This is a genomic window from Thermoplasmataceae archaeon (genome assembly GCA_038729425.1).
GTDB lineage: Archaea > Thermoplasmatota > Thermoplasmata > Thermoplasmatales > Thermoplasmataceae > B-DKE.
In genome coordinates this window covers 112,191-135,412 of the sequence record JAVYSB010000003.1, presented here as the reverse complement: position 1 = coordinate 135,412, position 23,222 = coordinate 112,191, and the positions used below count along the sequence as shown (strand labels likewise).

Below are 23,222 nucleotides of genomic sequence, written 5' to 3'. Positions count from 1 at the left end.
TTCGATATTTCGAACGGGAACATTATCAAGTTAAGGGAATACCATGGTGAGATTTCTACCATGGCGGCGGTAAACTACCTTGCGGGATTCGAAATTAAGCCGCGATCTCCAACCCGTGTTGGGGCCCGGCTTGGTCGTCCAGAAAAGGCCGGCGAGAGACAGATGAAACCCAAGGTCCATGTCCTATTTCCAATCGAGAATTACGGCCAGAACAGAAGATCAATAGTAACGGCAAACAATGTGGCAGCTCAAGGTTATGAGGTTGAAATATTTGCTAGGCGATGCCCGAACTGCAACAACGAGACACCGTTACCAGTATGCGAGCAATGTGGATCGCACACTATTCCAGGAAGCACGAAGAAACTCAAGGTCAATATACAGAAGATCGTGGACAGTGCAATGATTCAGACGGGGACAGACCTGGCAAGGATCCACGATCTTAAGGGAGTTAAGAAACTGATGTCATCTCGGAAGGTATGTGAACCTATGGAGAAAGGCATACTGAGATACCTTAACAGTGTTACAACGAACAAAGACGGGACATGCAGGTATGATATGACGGACATTCCGTTGACGCACTTCAGAAGATCAGAGATTTCAATATCCTCAGATAGGCTCATCGATCTGGGATACGAAGATACGGATCTCAACGAGATTTTTCCTCAGGACATCATTATTCCCCGTGATGCGGCTTCTTATCTGCTCAAGGTAACCAGATACATTGACGATCTCCTGATAAATTATTACAAGGTGGAGCCTTTCTATATGTGCAGAAGTGAAGGAGACCTCATTGGCCAGCTGGTAATAGGCTTGGCTCCACATACGTCAGGTGGCATAGTTGGCAGGATCATAGGATTCACTGATGCCAGTGGCTGTTATGCACATCCCTTCTTCCATGCCGCAAAGAGAAGAAACTGTGATGGTGATGAGGACAGCATTATGCTCCTTATGGATGGGTTCATAAACTTCTCGAGGGAATATCTGCCATCGACGCGTGGAGGTTTAATGGACGCCCCCCTCGTGCTCACGGTTCGGTTGAACCCAGATGAAGTAGATAAGGAAGCGATGAATGTGGACACGCTGTCCATGTATCCACTTGAATTCTATAGAGCCACGGAGAGACGGGAAATTCCATCCAAGATAGAAAAGATCATGGAAACGGTGAAGGTTAGAATTGAGGAGACCGGGACTTACCGAAATTCCTCTTTCACTTTTGATACAGCAAGCATAAATGATGGCGTATTGGTTTCGTCTTACAAGACTATTGGAACAATGGAGGACAAGATAGAGAGGCAGCTGGAACTTGCAAAGTTAATAAGGGCTGTTGATGCCGATGATGTCGCGGCAAGGGTCCTGACATCTCATTTTCTCCCTGATATATTTGGAAATTTCAGAGGCTTTTTCACCCAGGAATTCAGGTGCACCAAATGTAATGCAAAATACAGAAGAGTACCTCTTTCGGGGAAGTGTCAGAAGTGCAAGAGCAATAACCTCATACTCACAATACATAGGGGAAATATTGTAAAATATCTGGATGAGACTGTTAAGATATCTAAGAACTTTCACCTTCCGGATTATCTTAACATGAGGATATTGAACATGGTGGACAACATTGAGAGCACCTTCGGAAAAGGAGAGAATACGGTCAGGGGGCTCGAAAAATTCGAGGAGGACGAAGAAGAATGATCGGATCACTATTTGTTACTGGGCCGGCCGGAACCGGAAAATCAACATTTTGTGGGTCATTTAAGGAATGGCTCATTCAGCAAGGATATGACGTCGTAACCGTGAATCTCGATCCCGGGGCGGAATACATGCCATACAATGCTGAGATTGACGTGAGGGAATACATCTCTCTCCAGGACATAATGAGCCAGTACTCCCTTGGCCCCAACGGGGCACAGATTGTCGCAGCCGATCTTCTCCTTGAGAATATAGACAAGATCGAATCCCAGCTAAAGGAATTGCAGGACTATTACGTCATATTTGACACCCCCGGACAGATGGAACTTTTCACATTCAGGCAGGGCAGCACCATGCTTGTGGACAGGCTCTCCATGGGCAAGGGGATGCTGGCATTCATAGCAGATTCTGTCGTTTCCTCGAGTCCTTCCGGTTATATTTCGCAGAAGATGCTTTACGGTTCCGTCATGTCAAGATTTTACAAGCCCATGATACTTGTGATGAACAAGTCAGACCTTGTAGACAAGGAAACCATGGAACGGATCTCACGGTGGGAGGAGTCTCCCGACGTTCTTCAGGAAGCATTTATGGAGGAGAAGCAGGAGATGGTCAGAGACTACTTCTCTGGTATACTGGAGGCCTTCAAGTCTAGCGACATGATAACAAAAATCTTCCCAGTGTCTTCCCGCGACCTTCTCGGATTCGAGGATATTTACTCCGAAATGTCCGTATTTTTTACAGGCGGAGAAGATGCTGACACCCTCTACCGCGATGACTGACCTTTAAATAAGGGCCGATCATGAAAAATATTCTGTGTCTGTTAAAAAAACAAACACCGTCTGACTTTGTAACACTCTTTATAATATGCCTGTTGTTCTGTATATAAAATTAACATGAGCCGAGGACGCTTAACAAAAATGTTTTAATACCGATTCGATGAAGTTAATGTGCATTCTAATCGACACTGTATAATCTGTGGCGGACTTATTTTTTCGGGAATGTACTGCTCTGACTGCGCCCGTGAAATTACAAGGACAAGAACATCTGATGACGAGGAATTCGAGGACTGGCTCTGCAAGACAAGAGAGACCAGGATCCTGGCCTCACCCGGTGAAAGAAATGGCTTCATTTGCTTGGATAATTTTGATATCTCCTCCAGCCGGAATAAACGAATTTAGCCAATTACTACCTCGTACTTATTATATTCTGTCATTTGTATATAGAAAATCAGAAAAATAGCAGGCCTCTCGATTTCTGCCACACATCAGAAACGAATAATATTTATGGTACGTTAGTATGATAAACAGGTGACAAAATGGCTGAAAAATGGGAAGCAAAGGATAAATTCAAGCCAAAGGGACTTGACGGGATTTCTGACCAGCAGATTGAATACCACTTTGAAACGCACTACAAGGGATATGTTAACAAACTTAATGAAGTGTGGGAGAAACTCTCCACAGCAGACAGATCAAAGGCAAACCAGAATTATAGTGAATTCAGAGAACTGAAGCTTGAGGAAACATTCAATTTTGACGGTTCACTATTGCACGAACTATATTTCGATAACCTGTCTAAGGATCACGGGAACATCCCGGAGGATCTCAAGAAGCACCTTGAAAGGGATTTCGGAAGCTATGAGAAGTGGGTAGAAGACTTTAAAGCGACTGGCGTGGGCTTCAGGGGATGGTCCCTTCTTGTGTATGATCTAAACACGGGAAAGCTTAGAAACATAGGTGCGGACGTACATAACACCAACGGTATCTGGAATGCGATCGTACTGATGGCTCTTGACGTCTATGAGCATGCTTACTACACAGACTACGGACCAAAGAGAGCTCCTTACCTTGATGCATTCATGAAGAATGTCAACTGGCATGCAGTGTCCAAAAGATACGAAAAAGCCAAGAAGATCTACGATATCTTTAAATAATTTTTAACCAGTAATATGTTGTTTCCTCAAGTATGGGAAACAACTAGTACAATTTTGATGTGAAAATATCACGTAGTGCCTGAGTGGGTTGTAATGCTAGAAAGACAGACTGCCGTAGGGGACACAAAGATGGATCTCCCGCGATCTACAAGCATATCGGGTATGGTTAGGAAACTCATGGCATCGCCTGATGCTGAACTCATAAATCAACGATCAATGGAATTCCGCGAAGCGGGAAAGTCGTCAAAGGAATTCATATTCGGTGAGTTGTGTTTCTGTATACTTACCGCCAATACGTCCGCAGAAATGGGGGTCGCAACACAGAAAGCAATTGGTCTGGACGGCTTTATGAATTACAGCCAGGAGGATCTCAGGAATAGGCTCAAGGGCGTGAAGTACAGATTTTATAACCTCAGAAGCAGATATATAGTGGAGGCAAGGGAGATCATAGATCAGATAAAAGATCTCATTGCCAATCCGGACAGGCTCTATGTTAGGGATTACCTTGTACAAAATATTAAGGGCATTGGATACAAGGAGGCTTCCCATTTCCTCAGAAACATTGGAATTTATGATTTCGCCATACTTGACAAACACATATTGAAGATGCTGCGGGCTGAATACCCCGGCATCAGCGTTAAGGTTGGCAGTAGGCAAAGATACTTGGATACGGAGAAACTTGTAGTGGATATTGCCAGAAGCATGGGTATGGAGCCAGGTATTCTCGATCTTTACATGTGGAGAATTGCAACAGGTAAAATCATTAAATGAACCATAAGTCGTAAGATTCTTTTTGAACATCTAAACCATGCTATATCCATGGAAGCTTCGGAGTTCAGGAGAGCTGACATAAATTATGAACATCTCTATGGAGATCTGTTCACCCTGATGAAAAACGCCGGAACAGCGGTATCGCAGTTCGTAACCAGAACATACGGCACGAACAGGAAAATTTTAGTGGTGTGCGGAAAGGGCAACAACGGTGGAGATGGTTTTGTTGCAGCCACAGGCCTTTCACAGAATAATGACGTAACGGCAATTGCGGTTGAGGGTAAATCTGCTACCATTTCAAAGCAGGCTAGAAGGGCAATGAGATCATTTAAGGGGAAGATTGTCAGCATGGCCAACCTGGACGAGGTTCTCCGTGAGAGCGACATTGTAATTGATGCCCTCCTTGGGACTGGAATAGCAGGAACTCCAAAGTATCCCTACGATGTCGCCATTCGGAAGATTAATTCAAGCGGAAAGGTCATTGTATCTGTTGATGTTCCTTCCGGGATAGGGAGTGACCTGGCGGTGAAACCGACATACACAGTGACATTCAGCCAGCCAAAAGATGGAATGAACTCAAAAAACAGCGGAAAAATTGAGGTAGCTGATATAGGAATACCTGCAGATGTATTCAGGTACGCCGGACCTGGTGACCTCATCTATTACATTTTTCCAAAACCTGATTCGCACAAGGGAATGAATGGTACACTCGCCATACTGGGCGGGCTTGAATTCTACGGTTCGGCAGTAATAGCCGCAGAAGGCGCAAATGGTGTCGGGGTGGACTTGGTCAGGATATTTACTTCTTCACAGAACTACCAGATAATAGGGTCTTATGATCCAGGATACATTGTTAGGATAATAGGAGAAGATCAGGATGACCTTGTCAGCCAGATATCGAAGAATACTGCTATACTTGCTGGATCTGGAAATGGTCTCAGCGAGATGGCTGGAAGGGTTCTTGAATTGGCACTTGAACTGAAACATATTCCCCTTGTGTTGGATGCAGATGCAGTAAAGCTCCTTGCTAAATCTTCATTTACGGGACGGCAGAATCTAGTGATAACGCCAAATAAGAACGAATTTCGTATCCTTACTGGAAAGGATCCTACTGAGGAGAATGCTGTAAAATACGCAGTGGATAACAACATGGTTGTTGTTCTCAAGGGCAAAGAAGATATCGTTGCATCGCCAGGCCGCACCATAGTAGTTCAGGGAGGAAATCCACGTATGACGATGGGAGGCACAGGAGACCTGCTGGCGGGGGTCATAGGAGGATTCTGTTCTAAGGGAGTAAATCCTTTCAGGGCATCGGTCATGGGCTGTTACATAATGAAGCAAGCCTCAGAAGTAGCACACTCTCAGTATGGGCTTTGGTATAACATAAACCATCTCGCCTCAATAATTCCCGTGACAATGAACGAACTCTTTTTGTCGAAAAAAGATTAATACAGTAGAAAGAATCAATGCATGTGCTTGAAATCCCGGATTCAGAGAGAGAAACGGTCGATGAATCTTCTGATATACCGCTTAGTTCTCCTCGGGTAATAAAAAGGGATGTGTACGACATTTTATCTGAAAATATCCCATCTAGGGCATCGTTCCCGGCGATAATATATTACGGTAGAAGGATAACATACTTTCAGGTAATTTCTGCAGTTGATTCCCTTGCTGCCGAACTTTCTTCAAAGTTCAAGATACAGAAAGGTGACAGGATCGCAGTGTCTCTGCCGAACTCACCGCAGTTCATAGTCTCTTTCTTTGCCATTTTAAAAATTGGTGCGGTGGTCGTTCCGCTTAACACTGGCCAGAATGCTGCCGATTTCGTGAGGAAACTGGAAATACTCGAGGTAAAAGGAATCATCACGGATTCCAAAGGATATGTCCTGCTGAGGAACTCCCTAAACAGCAGGATGTTTGTGATGGTAACAAGGGTACAGGACTTTATGCCATTTGGTAAGGCAACGCGTATAACGTATTTCGACACTACGTGGGGGCAGGTAAAATGGGGCGGAAACGTTTACCCATTCTCAGATTTCATTTTTAATGGTTCTGGAGAAAGGTGTATTATAGACCCGGGCAGGGACGTCGCGATTATCCAACTCACTGGAGTACAATTGCCCGGTCTTCAGGCGGTTTCTCTTACGCATGCAAATATACTGGGGGCTCTAAAACAGGTGTCAGAAGTATTTTCCATAACGGGGAAAAAATCTGTGGTGGCTTGCATCAGCCCGTTCTCGATTCCGTATGGGTATATTTTCGGATTCCTTCTTTCTATGCTAACAGGAAGAGCTTGCACGATGTTCTTTGATAACCGGGACTCTAGAACAGTTTCAAAAATGTGCAGAAAGATTGGTGTGGATATACTAGTAGCCCATCCTTGGGTATATTCAAAACTTTTGTCTGACCAGGCTTGCAGAAAGGATCTGAAGCGAATTCTAATTTATGTAAACGGCACAGATAACATGACTGAGGATCTTTCCTCTACCATTGTTGACACAATGAAGGGGAAGCTACTTCAGGTTTATGGCTTTTCTGAAACAACGGGAGTTACTCATTATAGGTGGATCGACGACACCAAGAGGTCCGCATCCATAATCGGGATACCTTTCAAGGAGACAAAATGCAGAATTGTAGACCAGACGACCAGTGAGGACATAAAACTCGGTGACAAAGGCGAATTACTGGTGAAGGGACCACAGGTTCCGACAAAGTATCTGTTCACCATAGTTGGTGAGCGGGACCGCTTTTCCGGCGAGTGGTTCCACACTGGGGACAATGTGGTTAGTGATGTTGAAGGATCTTATACCATCGTTGAGAAGATGAGAGATATGATAGTTTCAAACGCAATCCCGGTTTTTCCAGTCGAAATAGAAGCCGTCATAAACAGTTACCCAGAAGTTAAGGAATCTGCAGTTATAGGCATAAATGATGGTAACAGGGGAGAGGCGATTAAGGCATTCATTGTATCCAAAGACGGTACCGACTCCTGCTTGAAGGGATTGAAAAAATATCTAAGTGGAAATCTTGCGGAATACCAGAGACCGCTATTTTACGAGTTCAGGAGTGAGCTGCCCAAGAGTATGACGGGAAAGATCATCAAGAGAATACTTATAGAACAGGCAAAAGGCAAGACCTAGGATCGGTGATCAACCTCAATATTTATCGCACCCTCCTCAATTCTTACATTGTATACCCTTTGATTCAAAACAGCGGGCCCACTGGTGCATGCGCCAGTTTCAAGGTCAAATTCTGATCCATGCCAGGGGCATCTTATGTGGGTTCCATTAATGTCACCATCCTCAAGTGGAGCGTGGGCATGGGGACATACGGAGTCCATGGCGTAGAATATCCCACCGATGTTGGCAATAAGTATAGAGATTCCCTGGAGAGAAAATCCTTTGACTTCACCATCAGGTACGTCATTCTTATTGGCTATCTTCATGAGCTTTGGCATGATACTTTGACTCGCCCGAGTATATTTAACGTTTCCAGCAAGTTATGTTGTATTCAACCTCCCATGTCTGAATATACAGAAAGACAGGCTTCATGACAGGTTAAACATCAGATGCAAAACGCATATTATATGGATACTCGCGAGTTTTCACCAGCCACAAATTCCAAGTAAACGTGGTCATTGTGCGCTTTGATCAATGCCATGTCTCTTCATCTTCAATGTTGAAAGACCGAGTTCCATAGTTGGAAGAACCAAAGTATTCCCAATCTGTGAAACATTCAGTATATACACAATACTATATGCCTAAACAACCACGATGAAATCTATAAAAATGAGTGAGTGCACAGTTTGGAAGAGTTCAGAATGCAGGCTGGGATTTATTGTGTATCATCTACCGTCCGTTATAACTCACTGGTTAGAATTTCAATTTAGCAATGGTAAAGGGATGCCGTAATTTCACTTGGGTTCGCTTAGGACTTGTTGGATCTAGATGCAAACCAAAATGAAAGAGAGGGTGGTAACAGCCTTCTCTTAGCCTTGCACACATTGTTAGTATGCTCCCCAAAACCCCGCCCACTCTGTTGATCGGGTAACACAAGTCGCGACAGGGGACCCTGCACCTTAAATTTATTTGCGTTCAGGTACTGAAGCCCAAGGATACAATCTTATAATGTCAGAAACAAAGCCCACAGGCGTTTACGAAGAAACGAGGTTTGTTGTTGACACATCTGGGATATTGTCACGCAGGCTCAACCTCCTGGACAGGAGGCTTGTTTTCCCTTCACAGGTTCTGACAGAAATCCGAAGAGGGAAGCTTGGATCACATATTGACACGATCTCTACGGAAATAATGGTTTATGACGCCAGTGAAAGTTCCAGAAAATATGTAACCGAGGAAGCTGCAACAACCGGAGACATTGCTGTCCTCAGTGAAACGGACATAGCTGTGCTTGCAGCTGCCTATGAACTGAAATGTGGAATTATAACCGACGATTATGCGATCCAGAATGTAGCAGGGTCCCTTAACATCCCATACCAGGGTTCCGACCTGAAACCCATTAGCAGAAGGGTTAGATGGATCTTCAAATGCACCGGTTGCGGAAAGACTTATAAATCTCACAGAGAAAACTGCGAAGTATGTGGGCACAGCGTGGGACGGATCTCCATTAGAAAGGCCGGCAAGAAATAAGTACGATGCCAGCATAGATATTTATGATTGACATCAGCCTGCCCCTCAAAAGAGGGATGTTGACTTATCCTGGCGATGCGCCTTACGAGGAGTACGAGTATTACACCCATGAGAAAGATCATGTTCACATAATGAGACTCATAATGGAAACACATTCTGGAACTCACTTTGACGCCCCTTTTCATATGCTCCCAGACGGCAAGAAGGCAAACGAAATCGATCTTAACAAATTCATGGGAAAAGCAACTGTAATTCAGGTCAAGGGGGATCGCATAGAACCCGATGACATCCCGGATGATATTACAAAGGTTGTGCTGTTCAAAACCAAGAATTCCGATCTGTACGATTCATTTCATGAAGATTTCACCTACCTATCAAGAGAAGCAGCCACAAAACTTTCTTCAAAGAGAATAAATCTGGTGGGAATTGACTATCTTTCAGTGGAAAAATTTGGATCCAGCGAACCTGTGACCCACAAGATACTGATGAAGAACGAAATCATAATCGTGGAGGGGCTCTACTTGAAAAATGTGACCCCTGGAAAATACGATTTCATTTGTCTCCCGCTCAGTATGGGAGAAGATGGTGCTCCTTGCAGGGCTATTCTCCTCTAGAAAAGGTTTAATCTGGAATTATTATCATCTAACTATGACAGATAGTCAGAAAAAGCTACCATGTTCCCAGTGCTCATAATGGTTCAGTTCACGCTGCTACTGGTATAATTCATCCTGGGCATGATAGTTAATCTATATACCAATCTGCCAAATCCCCTCAAGCTATCTTTTCTGGAAAGCCAGACAAGGTAGCCCTGCCCTTGGGCATATGTTCTTTTGGGTTCTAGTATTAGTTATTGGAGTTCTACTGGTATTCCTTGCACTCCGTACAGGTCACAGAGGGACAGTTGTCACGACTTCGGCGGGGTTTGCGTTCGTCGTACTGGCCGCAATTTCAGGGCTGGCGTTCCTTTTCGGCGGGGGGAACTCGGTATTCTCCCTTATGATGGCAGTATTCTTTATTTTAGGGTTTTTCGCTTACACCTTCCCGCTCAGTGAACACCTTCGATCAAGTTCATCTTAAGGCTCTAAAGATGGAGTTTGGCAGTACATTCATCATTCACTGCCATTTTTGGCATCACTATGCGAATGATATCCCAAACACCAGATGGAACAACTCGCCCACAGCAAATGTCCCTGCAGCGATCAGAAGAGACAGTAATGCCGCTCGAATTGCGGAATACAGAGCTCTGTTATTCACCGAGATCGCGGCTATGGCATTGGTAGCCCCCTGAACTACACCAACAAGAAGTATAGCAATAATTAGTGGCGTCATCCCGGACAGGAAAACAAAGGGCAATATTGGAATTGCAGCTCCTATGACGTACGTCAGGGCCGTAATTCTGATGGTTTCCGTGGTTCCCATGTTGATCTTCTTGGTTTCCGCGGTACCTGCTCCGCCGTTTCCGTTGTGGTTTTTCTTCAGTTGGGTAACGCTATAGTCCACTTCATTTTTCTTTGAAAGGTAGGCACCCAGCGTCATGCTCATAGCGCCCCCAAGCCCAACTACGACACCGCTGATGGCCACGTAGATGTGATCCGTTATGACGACAGATAATCCAGCGAGGGCAGCAAGAACCTCGACCAATCCATCACTCATGCTGTATATGACATTCCGGTTCCACTCAAGCTTTTGATCAATCTCAACTAGCTGGTTCCTGAATGTTTCTTCATGTTCAATCTCATCTTCGATTATCCTGTCGAGTTTTTCTTTGAACTCAGGAGTTTCCTTTGTGCCGTTCATATATTCTGTGTATCTTAATATGGATCCTGCTTCCCCATATTCTACCAACTTTATGGCTAAGTTACTTCCTACGAACCACCTGAGGAGAAGCATGAACACAATCTTTAAATTCCTTGGACCAATATTTTTAGCAGATACTCCCTTATCCTCTAGGGATGATTTCCAGAATTCAGCATGTTTTCTCTCTATTTCCGATAACCGGAGAAGGCTGTCGCTGAACTGCGGATCCTTTATTGTCCTTGCAAGTCTTGTATAGAACACCATATCGCTCAGTTCATCCCGAAGGAAATTGACCCTCATTTTCCGGTCGGCAGAATCCATTTTTCTCTCCTGTCGTGTAAGATCATATCCATTAAATACCTTACCCTGGCGAATCACAAAAATGTAAGGTCAGCTTTATCATTACGATATTCGTATATCTAATGCGTTTTTCATTCAGTTAAAAATATATTAATGCATAAGATAAACAACCATGGACACATTAACAGAATCTGGAAAAAACGTATCGGAAAAAATGACCAGAATCTCAATAAAAACTGAGCTTCCGGGCCCGGAGGCGAGAAAGATCATCGAGTTAGACTCAAAATATCTTGTAACCAGCACTAAATCACTTCCGGTCGTGGGAAAGAGAGGCAGTGGACTTTTTGTAGAGGATGTAGACGGTAATGTATTCCTGGACTTTGCCAGCGGAATCAGTGTAACGAACATGGGTCATGTTCATCCGTATATCACGGAGAAGGTTGCCCAGCAGCTATACAAGATGTGGCATTTTGCTGGCACGGACTACTATTACCGGGAACAGGTAGATGCAGCAAAATTGCTCACAGAAATAACCCCTGGTAAATTCGACAAGAAAGTATTCTTTTCCAACAGCGGAGCAGAGGCAAATGAGGCATCCCTCAAACTTGCCAAGATCCACAGAGGAAAGCAGCAATTTATCGCGTTTATCGGTGGGTTTCACGGAAGAACTCAGGGAGCGCTTGCTTTCACGGCCTCAAAGTCCACACAACACAAGGGTCTTTTCCCATGGATGGCTGGTGTTACGCACGTGCCATTTCCAAACCCATACAGGAACCCATTCGGAATTGATGGTTATGAGAGTCCTGACGAACTAACCAACAGGGTTCTGGATTTCATTGAAACGTACATTTTCAAGATGCAGTTTCCGCCTGAAGACATCGCTGCATTCCTTGTGGAGCCTATTCAGGGGGAAGGCGGTTACATTGTTCCACCAATGAATTTTCACAAGAAACTGAAAAAATTGGCAGATGAGCATGGAATACTAATAATAATGGATGAAGTTCAATCCGGATTCGGTCGAACAGGTAAGATGTTTGCCTCTGAGCATTTCGGGGTTGAACCAGATATCATATCTCTTGCAAAAGCCATAGCATCCGGTATACCAATGGGAGCTTCTGTCGTGAGGGCCGATCTGGATTTCCCCCAGCAGGGATTGCATTCTAATACCTTCGGCGGTAATATCCTGGCATCGGTATCATGCATAGCCACTGTAGAAGCGATGCAGAAGGAGAGAGCCGTTGAAAACGCAAAGATACAGGGGGAATACATGAAGAAGAGACTTCTGGATCTCAAAGACAAGTATCCGCAAATAGGTGATGTAAGGGGTCTCGGTCTGATGCTAGCCATTGACTTCGTCAAGGATCAGAGGACCAAGGAACCCGATACTAAGCTCAGGGACAAGGTGGAACTGGCAAGTTACAGGAACGGACTGCTCCTTCTCTCTACTGGTGTTAGTGCAATGAGACTTATCCCTGCTCTTAACGTGAACAAAATTCAGATTGAAATGGGAATAGAAGCCCTAGAGAAGTCAATAAAGCAATCTCTGTAATCCCTATATTTTTTGATTTATATATTCCACAAATTTTGTGAGGGGTATTCCTTCTTCCCAGTGAAGGGCGAAATTCCCTTCTCTTGTTTTTTGAACTTTCGGTAATATTCCATAGATAAATCTCAGATTACCTTTTGGGTCACCTGGTATTGAAAATAGTCTCCATGGGTCACCATGGTGATTCTTGAGACGGAACGCATATGTGATGAACAATCCAGATCTTGAGCATTTTTCCTGCAATCTTTCAGCCTGCTCCTGGCGCTGGCCAGAGGCTTCGGTAAACATCAGTACGGGCTTCACTGATGACTTCACCTCAATGACCATGGACAGGTCATTCCTGAGGGCTATAAGATCCGCACCGAGCGATCCAGCTGCTCGTGTAACATAAAACGGCCTGTTCTCGAGAGTCTGCATTATGGAGATCGACTCTTCACCAGAGCTCCGGTACAATTTATGGATGTACGTTGGATTTCCAGCTAATAGTGTTGCCAGCTCTCTTTCATATATACTTCCGTTCAAATTACCACACGGATATCCATGGAATTGTATTTTAAAATTTCCGAAGAAATGCTATTCTCCCTGATTGCCGGCGAAACACAATTCACTTGAAAACAAACGCTTTATAAGGGGGCTGTTTTATCAAGCACCAGAGACTGGATTTGTTAAGAACTGAGAAGCTATCGGGGGTAACTGAAAAAGTGAGAAGTTTGGGACGCTGGTTTAAAGGAAAAAGCTGAAAGCAAGTGTAACATTTTTTTCTATCAAACGGTACTGATAATTATTGCGGAAAAGAAAAGAATAATAGCATTTTATTACATAGGCGCTACTGATGAGCGAGTACGTTTACAACCCGGACGAGGAAACCGTAAGGAACACAAACTTGATGAAACTGGCTGCGAAGCACAATATCACCAGCATCAAGGAACTTTACGACAGGGCGGATAACGATCCAGAGTGGTTCTGGAAAGCAGTTATTGACGATTGTAATATTGAGTTCACACGCCCATACATCAGGGTCACTGACGACTCCATGGGAAAAATGTGGACAAGATGGTTTCCTGGCGGTGGCATAAATATCACTAGAAATTGCGTGGAAAAATACTGGCAAAGCGAGAACGCGGCTATTGCATATGAAACTGAACTGGGAGAAAGCGGGACTATTTCCTTTTCACAGCTTAACGACATGACCGGAAAACTTGCAGGCTCATTGAAGAAGATTGGGGTCCACGGGGGAGACAGGGTCGGTATCTACATGCCTCTCATAAAGGAGAGTGTAATTTCTCTTTATGCCATAATGAGAATGGGGGCAATAGCGGTCCCGATGTTCTCAGGATATGGTACTGAAGCTGTGAAATCCAGGGTTGAAGATGCAGGGATAAAGGTTCTTTTCACTGTTTCTACTACCACCAGAAAGGGAAAGGAGATCAACATTATAGAGAAAGTCAGAACGATTGATAACCTGACACTCATAGTGCTGAACCTTAAGGGAGAGTCGAGGAATGAATACGATTTCTACGATCTCATTTCATCAGGCGAATACATCAAGAGTGTTGACACAGAAAGCGAAGATCCTGCCATTATGCTGTACACATCCGGCACAACCGGTAAGCCCAAGGGAACTGTGCATGTGCATGGGGGGAGCCTCATAAACATAGTGAAGGAGGTCAAGTACTATATGGACTTCAAGGCAGGTGACAGGCTCTTCTGGATCACTGACCTAGGCTGGATGATGGGCCCCTGGGCCATAATTGGATCCAATGCACTTGGAGGAACGATATTTCTTTATGATGGTGCAGTAGACTATCCCGACATAACAAGGGTATGGTCACTCGTCGAGAAAAACGGAATAACTCTTCTGGGGCTTTCACCAACGTATGTTAGACTTTTGAAGCATCAGGGCATAAAGACGCCGATGACAGGAATTAGGGTGTTCGGTTCAACTGGGGAGCCTTGGGATGAGGAATCCTGGATGTGGCTATTTGATCGAATTGGTAAGGCCAGGACCCCAATTTCAAATGTGTCTGGAGGAACGGACATCATAGGATGCTTTCTCGCCTCAACGCCAGCAATTCCCCTGAAGCCAAGATGTCTTTACCGGGGACTCGGGATGAATGTATCCGTATTTAACGAAGCCGGTCTGGAAATATATAATGAGGTGGGTTTCTTGGTCTCAAAAAAACATTCCCCATCAATGACAAGGGGGATCTGGAAAGATCCAGAAAAATACAAGGAAGCATACTGGGACAAATTTGGGGATTCATGGTCGCAAGGAGACTGGGCAGAGATGGATAGGGAGGGGTATTTCTATCTCTACGGACGATCGGACGAAGTGATTAAGGTTTCAGGAAAGAGGGTCGGACCAAATGAAATAGAGAACATCGCGATGAGGGCTCATGGAGTTATAGAATGCGCCGCTGCTGGAATACCGGATGAGATAAAGGGAGAATCCATATGCATTTTTTACCAGGGAATCGATAGCGATGAGACTAGGTTATTGATAAGGAAAAACATTGAAGATGGGCTAGGAAAGTCGTTTTCTCCGAAGTATATTGTTCATCTGTATAAACTTCCGAAGACAAGAAACGGTAAGATAATGCGTAGAATACTAAAGAAAGCCTTCATTGGGGAGAGTAGTGGAGATACCAGCAACCTGGAGGATCAGGCCATAATTAGGGACGTTTCAGAAAAGGGGAACAAAATGAGGAAAATTGCTCACGAGGACTGACTGTTTTCGTCGGTTTTTGGTTCCCTGTTGCTTACCTTTGACAGCAGGTTATTGTATTCATCCTCGTTGATTATTCCCGATTTAAACATTTCATTTATCATGTCCTCGTCGGCTTCCAAGCCTTCTGCTGGTGACGGAGATGATTTATCGATAAGGGCTGACTCAACAGGCTGTTCCTGTCCTTCGGTTTCAACCCTTGCTGCAACTTTTCCATATGGAAAGTAAAGTTTTGTTATGTCCATATAAGTGTATATGTCCTCTAGTTTGTCCAGGACCTTCCCATCGTCAACGAAATTTGGATCTGCAAATTTAGCTCTTTCATAGTAATTGAGGCACAGAGCCGTGATTTTCTTCAAGACAGTATATCTGTTATCATAATCCTTTGGAAGGTTCTGTGGGGGAGTCTTTACAAAGTCAAGAAAAACAACACTGTCAAGCATGGCTTCTTCAGGGACTTCAACACCCAGATCCTTGAATGACCTTACAAGGAATCTCCTTGCAGTTTCTTTTCCGTTGTTTTTTAACCCGAAAAACCTGATGTAGTCGGCCTTAACCGCATTGAAAGCGCCTATTACGGCATCTCTGGTCTTGTTTTCTCCTATCAACTTTCTTGCTTCAACGATTGGCGGGGTATCACCTATCGTGATTACTTCTATCTTTGTCCTTACTTCTTCCCTGAGTCTGTTTTTCTTATTGTTCTTTGAACCAAAGAGCTTTACCATAGATTATCATCTTTTTGGAATTTAATGGCTGGTGAATCTTTTTTTGAGGTTTTCATATTCCTCGTCCGAAATTGTGCCTGACTCATGCATCTTCTTCAGCCTCTGTAATTGCTTGTCAATATCTGAGTTGTTGGGCTCTGTTTTGGAAGGAGCAGGGGCAGGTTTTGATGGTACAGGCTTGGCAGGGGCTGCTTCAGAAGCCGTTCTCTCACTGGTTAAATATCGTTTGCTAATGAGTGCTCCGCCGATGAAACCGCCGGCTGTTGCAGGTATTATTTGGTTCGCCAAGGCTGATACTGATGCATGAACAATAGGCATTCCATTGTAGTAGGAAAGCAAAGCCGTAAACTGGCCAACAAAAATACCGCTTCCAAGATAATTGGCAAAAATATCCTTGGTCAGTGTGAATTCGTAAAGAGACAAGAAGACCACCAGAAACGAGATTATTGCTGATCCTACAAAGGCTCCAATAGTACCCCTGGCAGATCCTCTCGAGGCAAGACCGGCCAGTATACCGGCCAGTATGGCAAAGAGAAGATTGTACAGGCCTAGGAAAAACATCAGCACTATGGCGACTCCAATGCCAATTGCAATGTTTCCCTGTCTTTCTACGTCCATCCAATCGCTTAACTGATTTAACTATATATAAGTATTTCCCACAAGTCACAGTGCAGATTCATGTGTATACTGAATATGACCACTACGTTTTTCAATAAAACGGTGATGCATACCTATGTCTCTGCTATCCGAAGTCAGGATTTTATCAGATGGATACTTTACGCTGGATACAGGAGCCATTTTCGGAATAGTTCCCAAGCCGATCTGGTCTCGGTTCACGACCGCGAACCAGAATTCAAGGGTCAAATTGGCGCTGAATATCCCGCTGATAACTAACCGATCATACAGTGCTATGATAGATTCCGGCATAGGAAAGATGCAGGATGAAAAATTCAGGAAAATATTCGAGGTAGAGGAATCGGCCAATTTCTTGGAACAGGTATCTGAGTCTGTTGAGCCTAAGAACCTGAATTTTGTGGTCCACTCCCATCTCCATTTTGATCATATGGGACATTCATTCAGCGAGTCCGGTTTCCCTGAATTCCCAAACGCTACAATAGTGGCGCAAAGGGAAGAGTTAAGCGGGATGAGACATCCCAATGAACTTACAAAGAATAATTACAGGGGGTACCCAAAGAGAAGCGGAAAGCAGAGGATCAGGGCAGTAGAGGGATCGATCAAAATCAAGGATGGGCTTTCCGTAATTAAAACCGGTGGGCATACCCGCGGTCATCAGGTCATAGTATACAGATCGGGTTCTGAGGAATTGATATATTTCGGGGACCTTATACCATCAGCTTTTCACCTTCGTCTTCCTTATATAACGGCAATAGACAATTATCCTGTGGAGACTTTTTATTGGAAGAAGAAGCTCATCAGCAAAGCTATAAGGGATCATGCGGTCTGCATCTTTAACCATGACTTGGAAACAAAGGCAGCCTATCTCGCAGGTGATACCACAAATATGAGGATAGAGAAGATCGATCTTTAGATCGTGATCTCGATCTTGTCAGAAAGAATCATATCCATTGCAAGTTCCGCTATGTCTGTGGCATACTGCCCGATCCTTGAAACTTCTTCAACAGAAGTCGCGAGAAAGGCAACATTTTCCTCGGATTTGAAAGAGTTGAGCTTTTCTCTCTTGAGGTTCAAAATCTCTGTCTTTTTTCCAATGATTGTGTTCAGAACGGCATAGTTTCTCGAATAGAAAGCTTCCATGGACTCCTGGTACAGCTTGAACGAAGATTCCAGTGCGTCCAGAATACCCATGGCGTTCACAGCGTGTTCGCTTCTGTTTTCCAACCACAATTTGCATATGTTGACCGCATGATCCGCGATCCTTTCAAGAATTCTTGACACGATGAGGTAGAATATGGCGAAATCTCGATCACTGCCATTTTTTCTGACTTCGCGATATATATACCACTGGTATCTGTCAACATCATCGTCTCTGTCTATTATATTTCTGAAAAGATCCTCGTCTTTTCGCTTTATTGCCTCAATGACATCAGCTATCATCATTGTCACGTTAAGGGACATTCTTCTTATGGCGTTGGGAATTGGGAACGAAGAAGAATCAAGGACATTTTGCAGAACTATCGTATCTGAGGATTCTTCGAAAATCTCGACACCCATCACGAGCTTTGAAAAGCGCCTTATTTCATCCCGGAGTGTGGGCTCCATATGTCCTGTGTTTTTGACTATAATAGTGTCAAAATTAGCTATATATAGAGATGTGAGCGTTCGATCAAGCGCGGTAAGATCCACTTTTCCGGTAATCCTGAGCATCTTGGTATTTTCCTTTTTCGCTGAACCGTTCGAGGAAACTATAATGTCGCCATTAAGATACTCTATACGAACCTCGCTGCCTTTCGACAAACGATTATCTTTAATCCACGCAGAGGGTAGTGATACGATATAGGTTGAGCCGCCAGTCAGTTGAATTTTCCTTATGGTAGAATTCATATATAACAAAGTGGAATTCTATATATATTATTTATCATTTTTCTTGGGGTCAAATCTTTTGCTGTTCGCTATACTTCTCCCTAGAAATACTCCAATGAGAAAGACGATTTCAAAGATGACCATATAACTGATCACATATTCTGGCGTTATTGCCTCGAAATATCTAAATTGATTCGTGTATAATGGTCCTTGTCCATTGGAAATATACAGCGTATTGTTGAGGGAGAAGTTATAGGTATAGATGCCCTGAGTCAGACTGGTATCTATATACGAGAACATATATTCGTGGGTTGAACCTGCCATACTGCTATAGACATTAATCTGGTTTTTAAGAATGACGGTTCTGGTGCTTCCATCTGTTATATTGATCATTGGATTCAGCAGGTTTACATCTACGCTAGAGCTAGTATCATAAACCATGGTGAAGTTGTGGGACGGACTGACGCCCGCGAAGGGAGTTACATAGGTGGTTATAGTGCCAATCGATGTTGTGTCTGCGACGGGAGCCTGGCTTAGTCCAAAAGTCGCATTTGCAAAAATAGCGCCCGCGGATACAGAAACAACCAAGAAAATAACCAAGCTCCCAAGTATTCTGGTGGGCCAGATACGATAGAGCTTACTGTAGTGCATAACGATGAAAGTTGCTATGGGTACAAACAGCACGAGGATGGAAGAGACAAAAAGTGATCCAAAAACCAGTACCACTGAGACTAGAATCGAGATAACCGGTGCCATGACACGATTGTTTTTTATTACAAATTCACCGAATGCAGACAATGGGATGGTAACGGTACCTCTCTATATAGAATTTGCTAACTCTAGACAATCGTAATCTTTAGGATGACACTGCCTATTCTCACGTTTTTAGCTTAACTGAAAACCTCGATTACATATTAATGATTAACAGTAATATTATTTATGTAGAAAATATTACCCATCGATGCTACCATCAATCGATGATCTGAGGAAAATGAGGAAAAACCTTGGGATAAGCCAGAAAGAACTTGCAAGAGTCAGCGGTGTGAGCCAATCTTACATAGCAAGACTGGAAAAAGGTAGCATAAACCCTGCCTATGACAAGGTAAGGAAGATTTTCGACTACTTGAACCGTTCAGGACAGAGGGCCAGGAATATAGACCTCACTGTCGAGAACATAATGACGAAGAATCCAGTCACCTGTTTCCCCACCGATTCTATCATCTCCGCTCTTAACATAATGAGGCAGAAGGGCTACTCCCAGCTGCCGGTGATCACGCATGACGGGAAGACAGTTGGCACTATTACTGAATCGGACGTGAATGACATGCTCATTAAGGGATCTTCCATTGAATCTTTAAAAAACCTGCTTGTAAAGAAAGTAATGGGAAGTATACTTCCACAAGTAGACAAGTCAAGTCCAGTTTCTATGATATATCCAATGCTTAAATTCTCCAGCGCTGTTCTTATCATAGATGGCGGCGAGTTGAAAGGGATTGTTACAAAAGCCGATATTTTGAAGGCGGTAGAAGAGTATGCCTAGTATTCCCATCGAAATCTTGCAGTCAATCATATTCTTTATTCCCGCATATGCGGCTAACCCGGGCGCTGTTATTTTTGGTGGTCATTGGATAATGGATGGGGGAAAGAATTTCGTGGACGGGAGGAGGATACTCGGAGACGGCAAAAGCTGGAGCGGGTTTCTCGGAGGGATTCTCGGAGGCGTTATTCTTGGTATTATCCTCTACATTATAATACACTATTTGTTCCCCGGGTTCGGAAATTTTGCACCATCGCTCTTATCTGCTATATTTCCAATGATTTTCATGTCCATTGGTTCTCTTGCCGGAGATCTTTTTGGGTCTTTCACTAAGAGAAGGTTAAATATCAAGAGAGGCCAGAACGCATCTCTGCTAGACCAGTTGCCTTTTGTGCTCATGGCACTGCTTTTTCTCTTTATTTTTAGCCGTGGCTTTTTCATGGCTTACTACGGCAACATCGTCGGAGCTTTGACAGTAATTATCCTGACTCCTCCGCTGCATAGAGGAATTAATATTATTGCCTACAGAATGCACATGAAGGACGTTCCATGGTAAGTGAAGTTAAAATGGTGATAGCCTACAGGAAAGACATTGATTTAGGAAAAGGTAAAATGGCAGCGCAGGTGGCCCACGCTGCTGTTTCCTGTGCTCTGCAGGCTGAGAAGCACGACAAAAAACGCTTCAAGGAATGGACAAGGTTCGGGCAGAAGAAAGTTGTCATAAGAGTCAATGATCTCGACACGATCTATATGCTCAAAGAACGCGCAGACAAATTGGGGATCACCAACTCAATTATAATCGATGCAGGTCTGACCCAGGTCCCTCCTGGTACGGTCACCTGCCTTGGCATTGGCCCATTTGAAAGTGACAGGCTTGATGAGATAACCGGCGAATTCCCGCTTCTTTAGCAGCAACAATATGATCTGTTCAGGAGGACTGCCTTGCTTTTTTCACGATCAGGGGAACGGCGATGAGGCTGAATAGCCCAGATACAACAAAGGCGATAACCAGACCCTCGGTGAACGCGGATGTAGGGACACGGATACCCGTGATCAAGGTTCCCAGGAAAATGTCTCCTACCGTTTGCATTGAAACGAAGCTGGCCACTACAGTAAAAACCATCGTCATCCCAATCACTGAACCCATATTGAGAAAAAGTGTTCTGATTGCAGCAGCCACTCCTCTGTTTCCAGGCCTGACAGAAAGCATCAGAGCTGAATTGTTCGGAGTATAGAATATACCTATGCCCAGTCCAGTGACTATCATCAGAATGGCAATGGGGATATAATTGAACACTGAAATACTGAAGGTAAAAAGGAAAGCCCCAACTGAAACAAGGAGGAGCCCAGCAACCTGAAGTAATTTCCCGCTGGCGTGATCCATAAGTAAACTGGAATAGTAACTCATTGCGCCCATTGAACCAGCGTAAGGGATCATTAGGAAACCGGTTATCATTGGAGAAAAGCCAGCTGGTCCTTGCAGATAAAGAATAAGTATGAATATGAGAGAATATCGGGAAACTGAATTCAAAAGGGTAGATAAAGCAGCATAAGAAAATATTCTATTGCGGAACAGCTCTGTGCTTATCATGGAATCTTCGGTTCGTCCTTCAATTACGGCGAATACCAGCAAGGAAACAACCGAAAGGACCAGCATTATTGGTATTGGCGGGTCAGTCCAGCCAATGAATGGGCCCATGCTAACAGGAACAATCACCAGTACCATGAAGGCGGAAAAAAGAGCAGCACCTCCATAGTCGAATCTTCTGGATTCATGCTCCCTGCTAATCTCTTTAAGGTATCGCCAGGATACAACGTAACCAATCAGAGCGATGGGGGCGTTGAAGAAGAATATTGATCTCCAGTTCAGGACAGTTAACAGGCCGCCAACTATTGGGCCAACAGCCGTACCAAACCCTATAACCGCGGCATTAATCGCTATAGCTCTTTTCAGGTCTATTGCCTTGAAAGTGTCCGTTATTATGGCAAGGCTGTTAGAGAAAAGGAGGGCTCCTCCAACTCCCTGTATAGCCCTGGATATTACGAGGATGTTAGAATTCGGGCTAGAACCAGCTATTATGGACCCAACAAAAAAGAAAATATAGCCAGAACTATAGAGTTTCTTCCTCCCGATCCTGTCAGAATATTTTCCAAATATGGGAGAAAAAACGGTTAAGGTCAAGGAATATGAAATCAGAATCCAGAGAACCATAAAGAACGAAGTATCTAGGTCTACCATTATGGTTGGTATGGCTATCAGGAGAGAGGTGGAATTTACTACAGAAAGGAACGATCCTAAACTCGATGCCAGTATTACACTGTTTCCATACTTCATGAATTATAGTTCAGAAATTTCCAAATCTGGCAATTATCTCCGATATACTGTCCATGTAGTCCTTGAAAATTCTTATTATATCCCTAGAGGTGATGACTCCGATCATCTTTCCGTTTTCAAACACCGGTATTCTCCTGATTAGGTGCTTACCCATGATGACAGTGACCTTTTCAGTTGGGGTGTTAGCTTCCACGCTGATAATGCCGACGTTCATGATTTCTCCAATGGTGACTTTTTTTGGGTCCTTTTCTGCGGCAACGATCTTGCTAATATAATCCCATTCAGTAACGATGCCGGCAGGTTTGCCATCCTTGTCTTCTACCACTATGAAACCCACGCGATCCTGTTGCATAACCTTTGCACCTTCAAATGCCAGTGTCGTGGGTGGAAAGGTCTTCGTGTAGTTTTTCATGATGTCCTTTGCATACAGTACCATGTGCAAGTAATCCTATATCTGTATTTGAATATGATAGAGAGACATGCTTGATCTGGCAACCTTTTTTTAATAATTTGCTGTTCTCCCCATGATAGGGATTGTTTGTAGCTATAGAGGGGATTGATGGATCTGGAAAGACGACCATATCCAGAATGCTGAATGCACAACTAAAGGAAACAGGCTTCGACACATATCTTACAAGAGAACCTACGGATAGTTTCAAGACGGCTAAGAATGAAGAGAAAAGCCGTGAAACGGAAGATGGCATACATCTCTTCTTTCAGTTTAC

General features: G+C 43.9%; 25 protein-coding genes. 16 read left to right on the top strand and 9 right to left on the bottom strand.

Annotated elements, in window-relative coordinates; genetic code table 11:
• From QW597_04010 to QW597_03985, 6 genes are all read left to right on the top strand, one after another.
• Positions 1–1,686 (top strand): DNA polymerase II large subunit (locus QW597_04010; protein ID MEM0155751.1); only part of this gene is annotated, 1,686 nt, incomplete at its 5' end.
• Positions 1,683–2,462, top strand: a complete 780-nt coding sequence (locus tag QW597_04005) for an ATP/GTP-binding protein (protein MEM0155750.1) — start codon at positions 1,683–1,685, stop codon at positions 2,460–2,462. The genes QW597_04010 and QW597_04005, both read left to right, overlap by 4 nt.
• 536 nt (positions 2,463–2,998) lie before the next feature.
• On the top strand, positions 2,999–3,613 hold the full coding sequence (locus QW597_04000; GenBank protein MEM0155749.1) for a superoxide dismutase: 615 nt from the start codon (positions 2,999–3,001) through the stop codon (positions 3,611–3,613).
• A gap of 93 nt (positions 3,614–3,706) precedes the next feature.
• Positions 3,707–4,384, top strand: coding sequence for an N-glycosylase/DNA lyase (locus QW597_03995; GenBank protein MEM0155748.1), 678 nt, complete (start codon positions 3,707–3,709; stop codon positions 4,382–4,384).
• Between the two features lie 48 nt (positions 4,385–4,432).
• Entirely contained in the window at positions 4,433–5,833 is a 1,401-nt protein-coding gene (locus QW597_03990) for an NAD(P)H-hydrate dehydratase (GenBank protein MEM0155747.1), read from the top strand.
• A gap of 23 nt (positions 5,834–5,856) precedes the next feature.
• On the top strand, positions 5,857–7,524 hold the full coding sequence (locus QW597_03985) for an AMP-binding protein (protein MEM0155746.1): 1,668 nt from the start codon (positions 5,857–5,859) through the stop codon (positions 7,522–7,524).
• Here QW597_03985 and QW597_03980 read toward each other — a convergent pair.
• Positions 7,521–7,841, bottom strand: a complete 321-nt coding sequence (locus tag QW597_03980) for a non-heme iron oxygenase ferredoxin subunit (protein MEM0155745.1) — start codon at positions 7,839–7,841, stop codon at positions 7,521–7,523. The genes QW597_03985 and QW597_03980 overlap by 4 nt on opposite strands.
• A 670-nt stretch (positions 7,842–8,511) precedes the next feature.
• On the opposite strand from QW597_03980, the gene QW597_03975 reads away from it, so the two are divergent.
• The 3 genes from QW597_03975 (at position 8,512) to QW597_03965 (ending at position 10,107) form a co-directional block, all read left to right on the top strand.
• Positions 8,512–9,030 carry a ribonuclease VapC gene (locus QW597_03975; protein ID MEM0155744.1) on the top strand — a complete coding sequence of 173 codons (519 nt, stop codon included), beginning with the start codon at positions 8,512–8,514 and terminating at the stop codon, positions 9,028–9,030.
• A 23-nt stretch (positions 9,031–9,053) separates the two neighbouring features.
• Positions 9,054–9,644, top strand: coding sequence for a cyclase family protein (locus tag QW597_03970; protein MEM0155743.1), 591 nt, complete (start codon positions 9,054–9,056; stop codon positions 9,642–9,644).
• 208 nt (positions 9,645–9,852) lie between these two features.
• Positions 9,853–10,107 carry a hypothetical protein gene (locus QW597_03965; protein ID MEM0155742.1) on the top strand — a complete coding sequence of 85 codons (255 nt, stop codon included), beginning with the start codon at positions 9,853–9,855 and terminating at the stop codon, positions 10,105–10,107.
• A 57-nt stretch (positions 10,108–10,164) separates the two neighbouring features.
• Here QW597_03965 and QW597_03960 read toward each other — a convergent pair whose 3' ends face one another.
• Positions 10,165–11,148 carry a VIT1/CCC1 transporter family protein gene (locus QW597_03960; GenBank protein ID MEM0155741.1) on the bottom strand — a complete coding sequence of 328 codons (984 nt, stop codon included), beginning with the start codon at positions 11,146–11,148 and terminating at the stop codon, positions 10,165–10,167.
• Between the two features lie 151 nt (positions 11,149–11,299).
• On the opposite strand from QW597_03960, the gene QW597_03955 reads away from it, so the two are divergent.
• Positions 11,300–12,676, top strand: coding sequence for an acetyl ornithine aminotransferase family protein (locus QW597_03955; protein MEM0155740.1), 1,377 nt, complete (start codon positions 11,300–11,302; stop codon positions 12,674–12,676).
• Between the two features lie 3 nt (positions 12,677–12,679).
• Here QW597_03955 and QW597_03950 read toward each other — a convergent pair whose 3' ends face one another.
• On the bottom strand, positions 12,680–13,195 hold the full coding sequence (locus QW597_03950) for a hypothetical protein (protein MEM0155739.1): 516 nt from the start codon (positions 13,193–13,195) through the stop codon (positions 12,680–12,682).
• Positions 13,196–13,505: 310 nt separating this feature from the next.
• Between QW597_03950 and QW597_03945 the strand changes: the two genes are divergently transcribed.
• Positions 13,506–15,401, top strand: coding sequence for an AMP-binding protein (locus tag QW597_03945; GenBank protein MEM0155738.1), 1,896 nt, complete (start codon positions 13,506–13,508; stop codon positions 15,399–15,401).
• Here QW597_03945 and QW597_03940 read toward each other — a convergent pair.
• Positions 15,389–16,123, bottom strand: a complete 735-nt coding sequence (locus QW597_03940; GenBank protein MEM0155737.1) for a hypothetical protein — start codon at positions 16,121–16,123, stop codon at positions 15,389–15,391. The genes QW597_03945 and QW597_03940 overlap by 13 nt on opposite strands.
• Positions 16,124–16,144: 21 nt before the next feature.
• The gene (locus QW597_03935; protein MEM0155736.1) at positions 16,145–16,741 is read right to left on the bottom strand and encodes an SHOCT domain-containing protein; all 597 of its coding nucleotides are present in this window, start codon (positions 16,739–16,741) and stop codon (positions 16,145–16,147) included.
• Between the two features lie 115 nt (positions 16,742–16,856).
• Here QW597_03935 and QW597_03930 point away from each other — a divergent pair, with 115 nt between their 5' ends.
• Entirely contained in the window at positions 16,857–17,672 is an 816-nt protein-coding gene (locus tag QW597_03930; GenBank protein MEM0155735.1) for an MBL fold metallo-hydrolase, read from the top strand.
• Here the strand turns inward: QW597_03930 and QW597_03925 are convergent.
• Positions 17,669–18,646, bottom strand: coding sequence for a PhoU domain-containing protein (locus QW597_03925; GenBank protein MEM0155734.1), 978 nt, complete (start codon positions 18,644–18,646; stop codon positions 17,669–17,671). The two genes, QW597_03930 and QW597_03925, sit on opposite strands and share 4 nt — an antisense overlap.
• A gap of 27 nt (positions 18,647–18,673) precedes the next feature.
• The gene (locus QW597_03920) at positions 18,674–19,423 is read right to left on the bottom strand and encodes a hypothetical protein (GenBank protein MEM0155733.1); all 750 of its coding nucleotides are present in this window, start codon (positions 19,421–19,423) and stop codon (positions 18,674–18,676) included.
• 163 nt (positions 19,424–19,586) lie between these two features.
• Between QW597_03920 and QW597_03915 the strand changes: the two genes are divergently transcribed.
• From QW597_03915 to pth2, 3 genes are read left to right on the top strand one after another with little or no spacing between them, the layout of a single operon-like run.
• On the top strand, positions 19,587–20,165 hold the full coding sequence (locus tag QW597_03915) for a CBS domain-containing protein (GenBank protein ID MEM0155732.1): 579 nt from the start codon (positions 19,587–19,589) through the stop codon (positions 20,163–20,165).
• Positions 20,158–20,718, top strand: a complete 561-nt coding sequence (locus QW597_03910) for a CDP-2,3-bis-(O-geranylgeranyl)-sn-glycerol synthase (GenBank protein MEM0155731.1) — start codon at positions 20,158–20,160, stop codon at positions 20,716–20,718. Before QW597_03915 ends, QW597_03910 begins: the two co-directional genes overlap by 8 nt.
• The gene (gene pth2 / locus QW597_03905) at positions 20,712–21,071 is read left to right on the top strand and encodes a peptidyl-tRNA hydrolase Pth2 (GenBank protein ID MEM0155730.1); all 360 of its coding nucleotides are present in this window, start codon (positions 20,712–20,714) and stop codon (positions 21,069–21,071) included. The genes QW597_03910 and pth2 overlap by 7 nt, the downstream gene beginning before the upstream one ends.
• A 19-nt stretch (positions 21,072–21,090) precedes the next feature.
• Here the strand turns inward: pth2 and QW597_03900 are convergent, their stop codons facing one another.
• Both QW597_03900 and QW597_03895 read right to left on the bottom strand, forming a co-directional pair.
• Positions 21,091–22,497 carry an MFS transporter gene (locus QW597_03900; protein MEM0155729.1) on the bottom strand — a complete coding sequence of 469 codons (1,407 nt, stop codon included), beginning with the start codon at positions 22,495–22,497 and terminating at the stop codon, positions 21,091–21,093.
• Between the two features lie 10 nt (positions 22,498–22,507).
• Complete coding sequence (locus tag QW597_03895; GenBank protein ID MEM0155728.1) at positions 22,508–22,933, bottom strand: CBS domain-containing protein; 426 nt, start codon at positions 22,931–22,933, stop codon at positions 22,508–22,510.
• A 98-nt stretch (positions 22,934–23,031) separates the two neighbouring features.
• Between QW597_03895 and QW597_03890 the strand changes: the two genes are divergently transcribed.
• A partial coding sequence (locus QW597_03890) for a hypothetical protein (GenBank protein MEM0155727.1) occupies positions 23,032–23,222 on the top strand: 191 nt, incomplete at its 3' end.

Bases quoted from the DNA above. Each gene is read 5' to 3' on its own strand.
- QW597_03975 (MEM0155744.1), top strand. From the start codon at position 8,512: ATGTCAGAAACAAAGCCCACAGGCGTTTACGAAGAAACGAGGTTTGTT.
- QW597_03895 (MEM0155728.1), bottom strand. From the start codon at position 22,933: ATGGTACTGTATGCAAAGGACATCATGAAAAACTACACGAAGACCTTT.
- QW597_03980 (MEM0155745.1), bottom strand. From the start codon at position 7,841: ATGCCAAAGCTCATGAAGATAGCCAATAAGAATGACGTACCTGATGGT.
- QW597_03900 (MEM0155729.1), bottom strand. From the start codon at position 22,497: ATGAAGTATGGAAACAGTGTAATACTGGCATCGAGTTTAGGATCGTTC.
- QW597_03955 (MEM0155740.1), top strand. From the start codon at position 11,300: ATGGACACATTAACAGAATCTGGAAAAAACGTATCGGAAAAAATGACC.
- QW597_03970 (MEM0155743.1), top strand. From the start codon at position 9,054: ATGATTGACATCAGCCTGCCCCTCAAAAGAGGGATGTTGACTTATCCT.
- QW597_03945 (MEM0155738.1), top strand. From the start codon at position 13,506: ATGAGCGAGTACGTTTACAACCCGGACGAGGAAACCGTAAGGAACACA.
- QW597_03910 (MEM0155731.1), top strand. From the start codon at position 20,158: ATGCCTAGTATTCCCATCGAAATCTTGCAGTCAATCATATTCTTTATT.
- QW597_04005 (MEM0155750.1), top strand. From the start codon at position 1,683: ATGATCGGATCACTATTTGTTACTGGGCCGGCCGGAACCGGAAAATCA.
- QW597_03990 (MEM0155747.1), top strand. From the start codon at position 4,433: ATGGAAGCTTCGGAGTTCAGGAGAGCTGACATAAATTATGAACATCTC.
- QW597_03935 (MEM0155736.1), bottom strand. From the start codon at position 16,741: ATGGACGTAGAAAGACAGGGAAACATTGCAATTGGCATTGGAGTCGCC.
- QW597_04000 (MEM0155749.1), top strand. From the start codon at position 2,999: ATGGCTGAAAAATGGGAAGCAAAGGATAAATTCAAGCCAAAGGGACTT.
- QW597_03995 (MEM0155748.1), top strand. From the start codon at position 3,707: ATGCTAGAAAGACAGACTGCCGTAGGGGACACAAAGATGGATCTCCCG.
- QW597_03930 (MEM0155735.1), top strand. From the start codon at position 16,857: ATGTCTCTGCTATCCGAAGTCAGGATTTTATCAGATGGATACTTTACG.
- QW597_03915 (MEM0155732.1), top strand. From the start codon at position 19,587: ATGCTACCATCAATCGATGATCTGAGGAAAATGAGGAAAAACCTTGGG.
- QW597_03940 (MEM0155737.1), bottom strand. From the start codon at position 16,123: ATGGTAAAGCTCTTTGGTTCAAAGAACAATAAGAAAAACAGACTCAGG.
- QW597_03925 (MEM0155734.1), bottom strand. From the start codon at position 18,646: ATGAATTCTACCATAAGGAAAATTCAACTGACTGGCGGCTCAACCTAT.
- QW597_03965 (MEM0155742.1), top strand. From the start codon at position 9,853: ATGTTCTTTTGGGTTCTAGTATTAGTTATTGGAGTTCTACTGGTATTC.
- QW597_03960 (MEM0155741.1), bottom strand. From the start codon at position 11,148: ATGGATTCTGCCGACCGGAAAATGAGGGTCAATTTCCTTCGGGATGAA.
- pth2 (MEM0155730.1), top strand. From the start codon at position 20,712: ATGGTAAGTGAAGTTAAAATGGTGATAGCCTACAGGAAAGACATTGAT.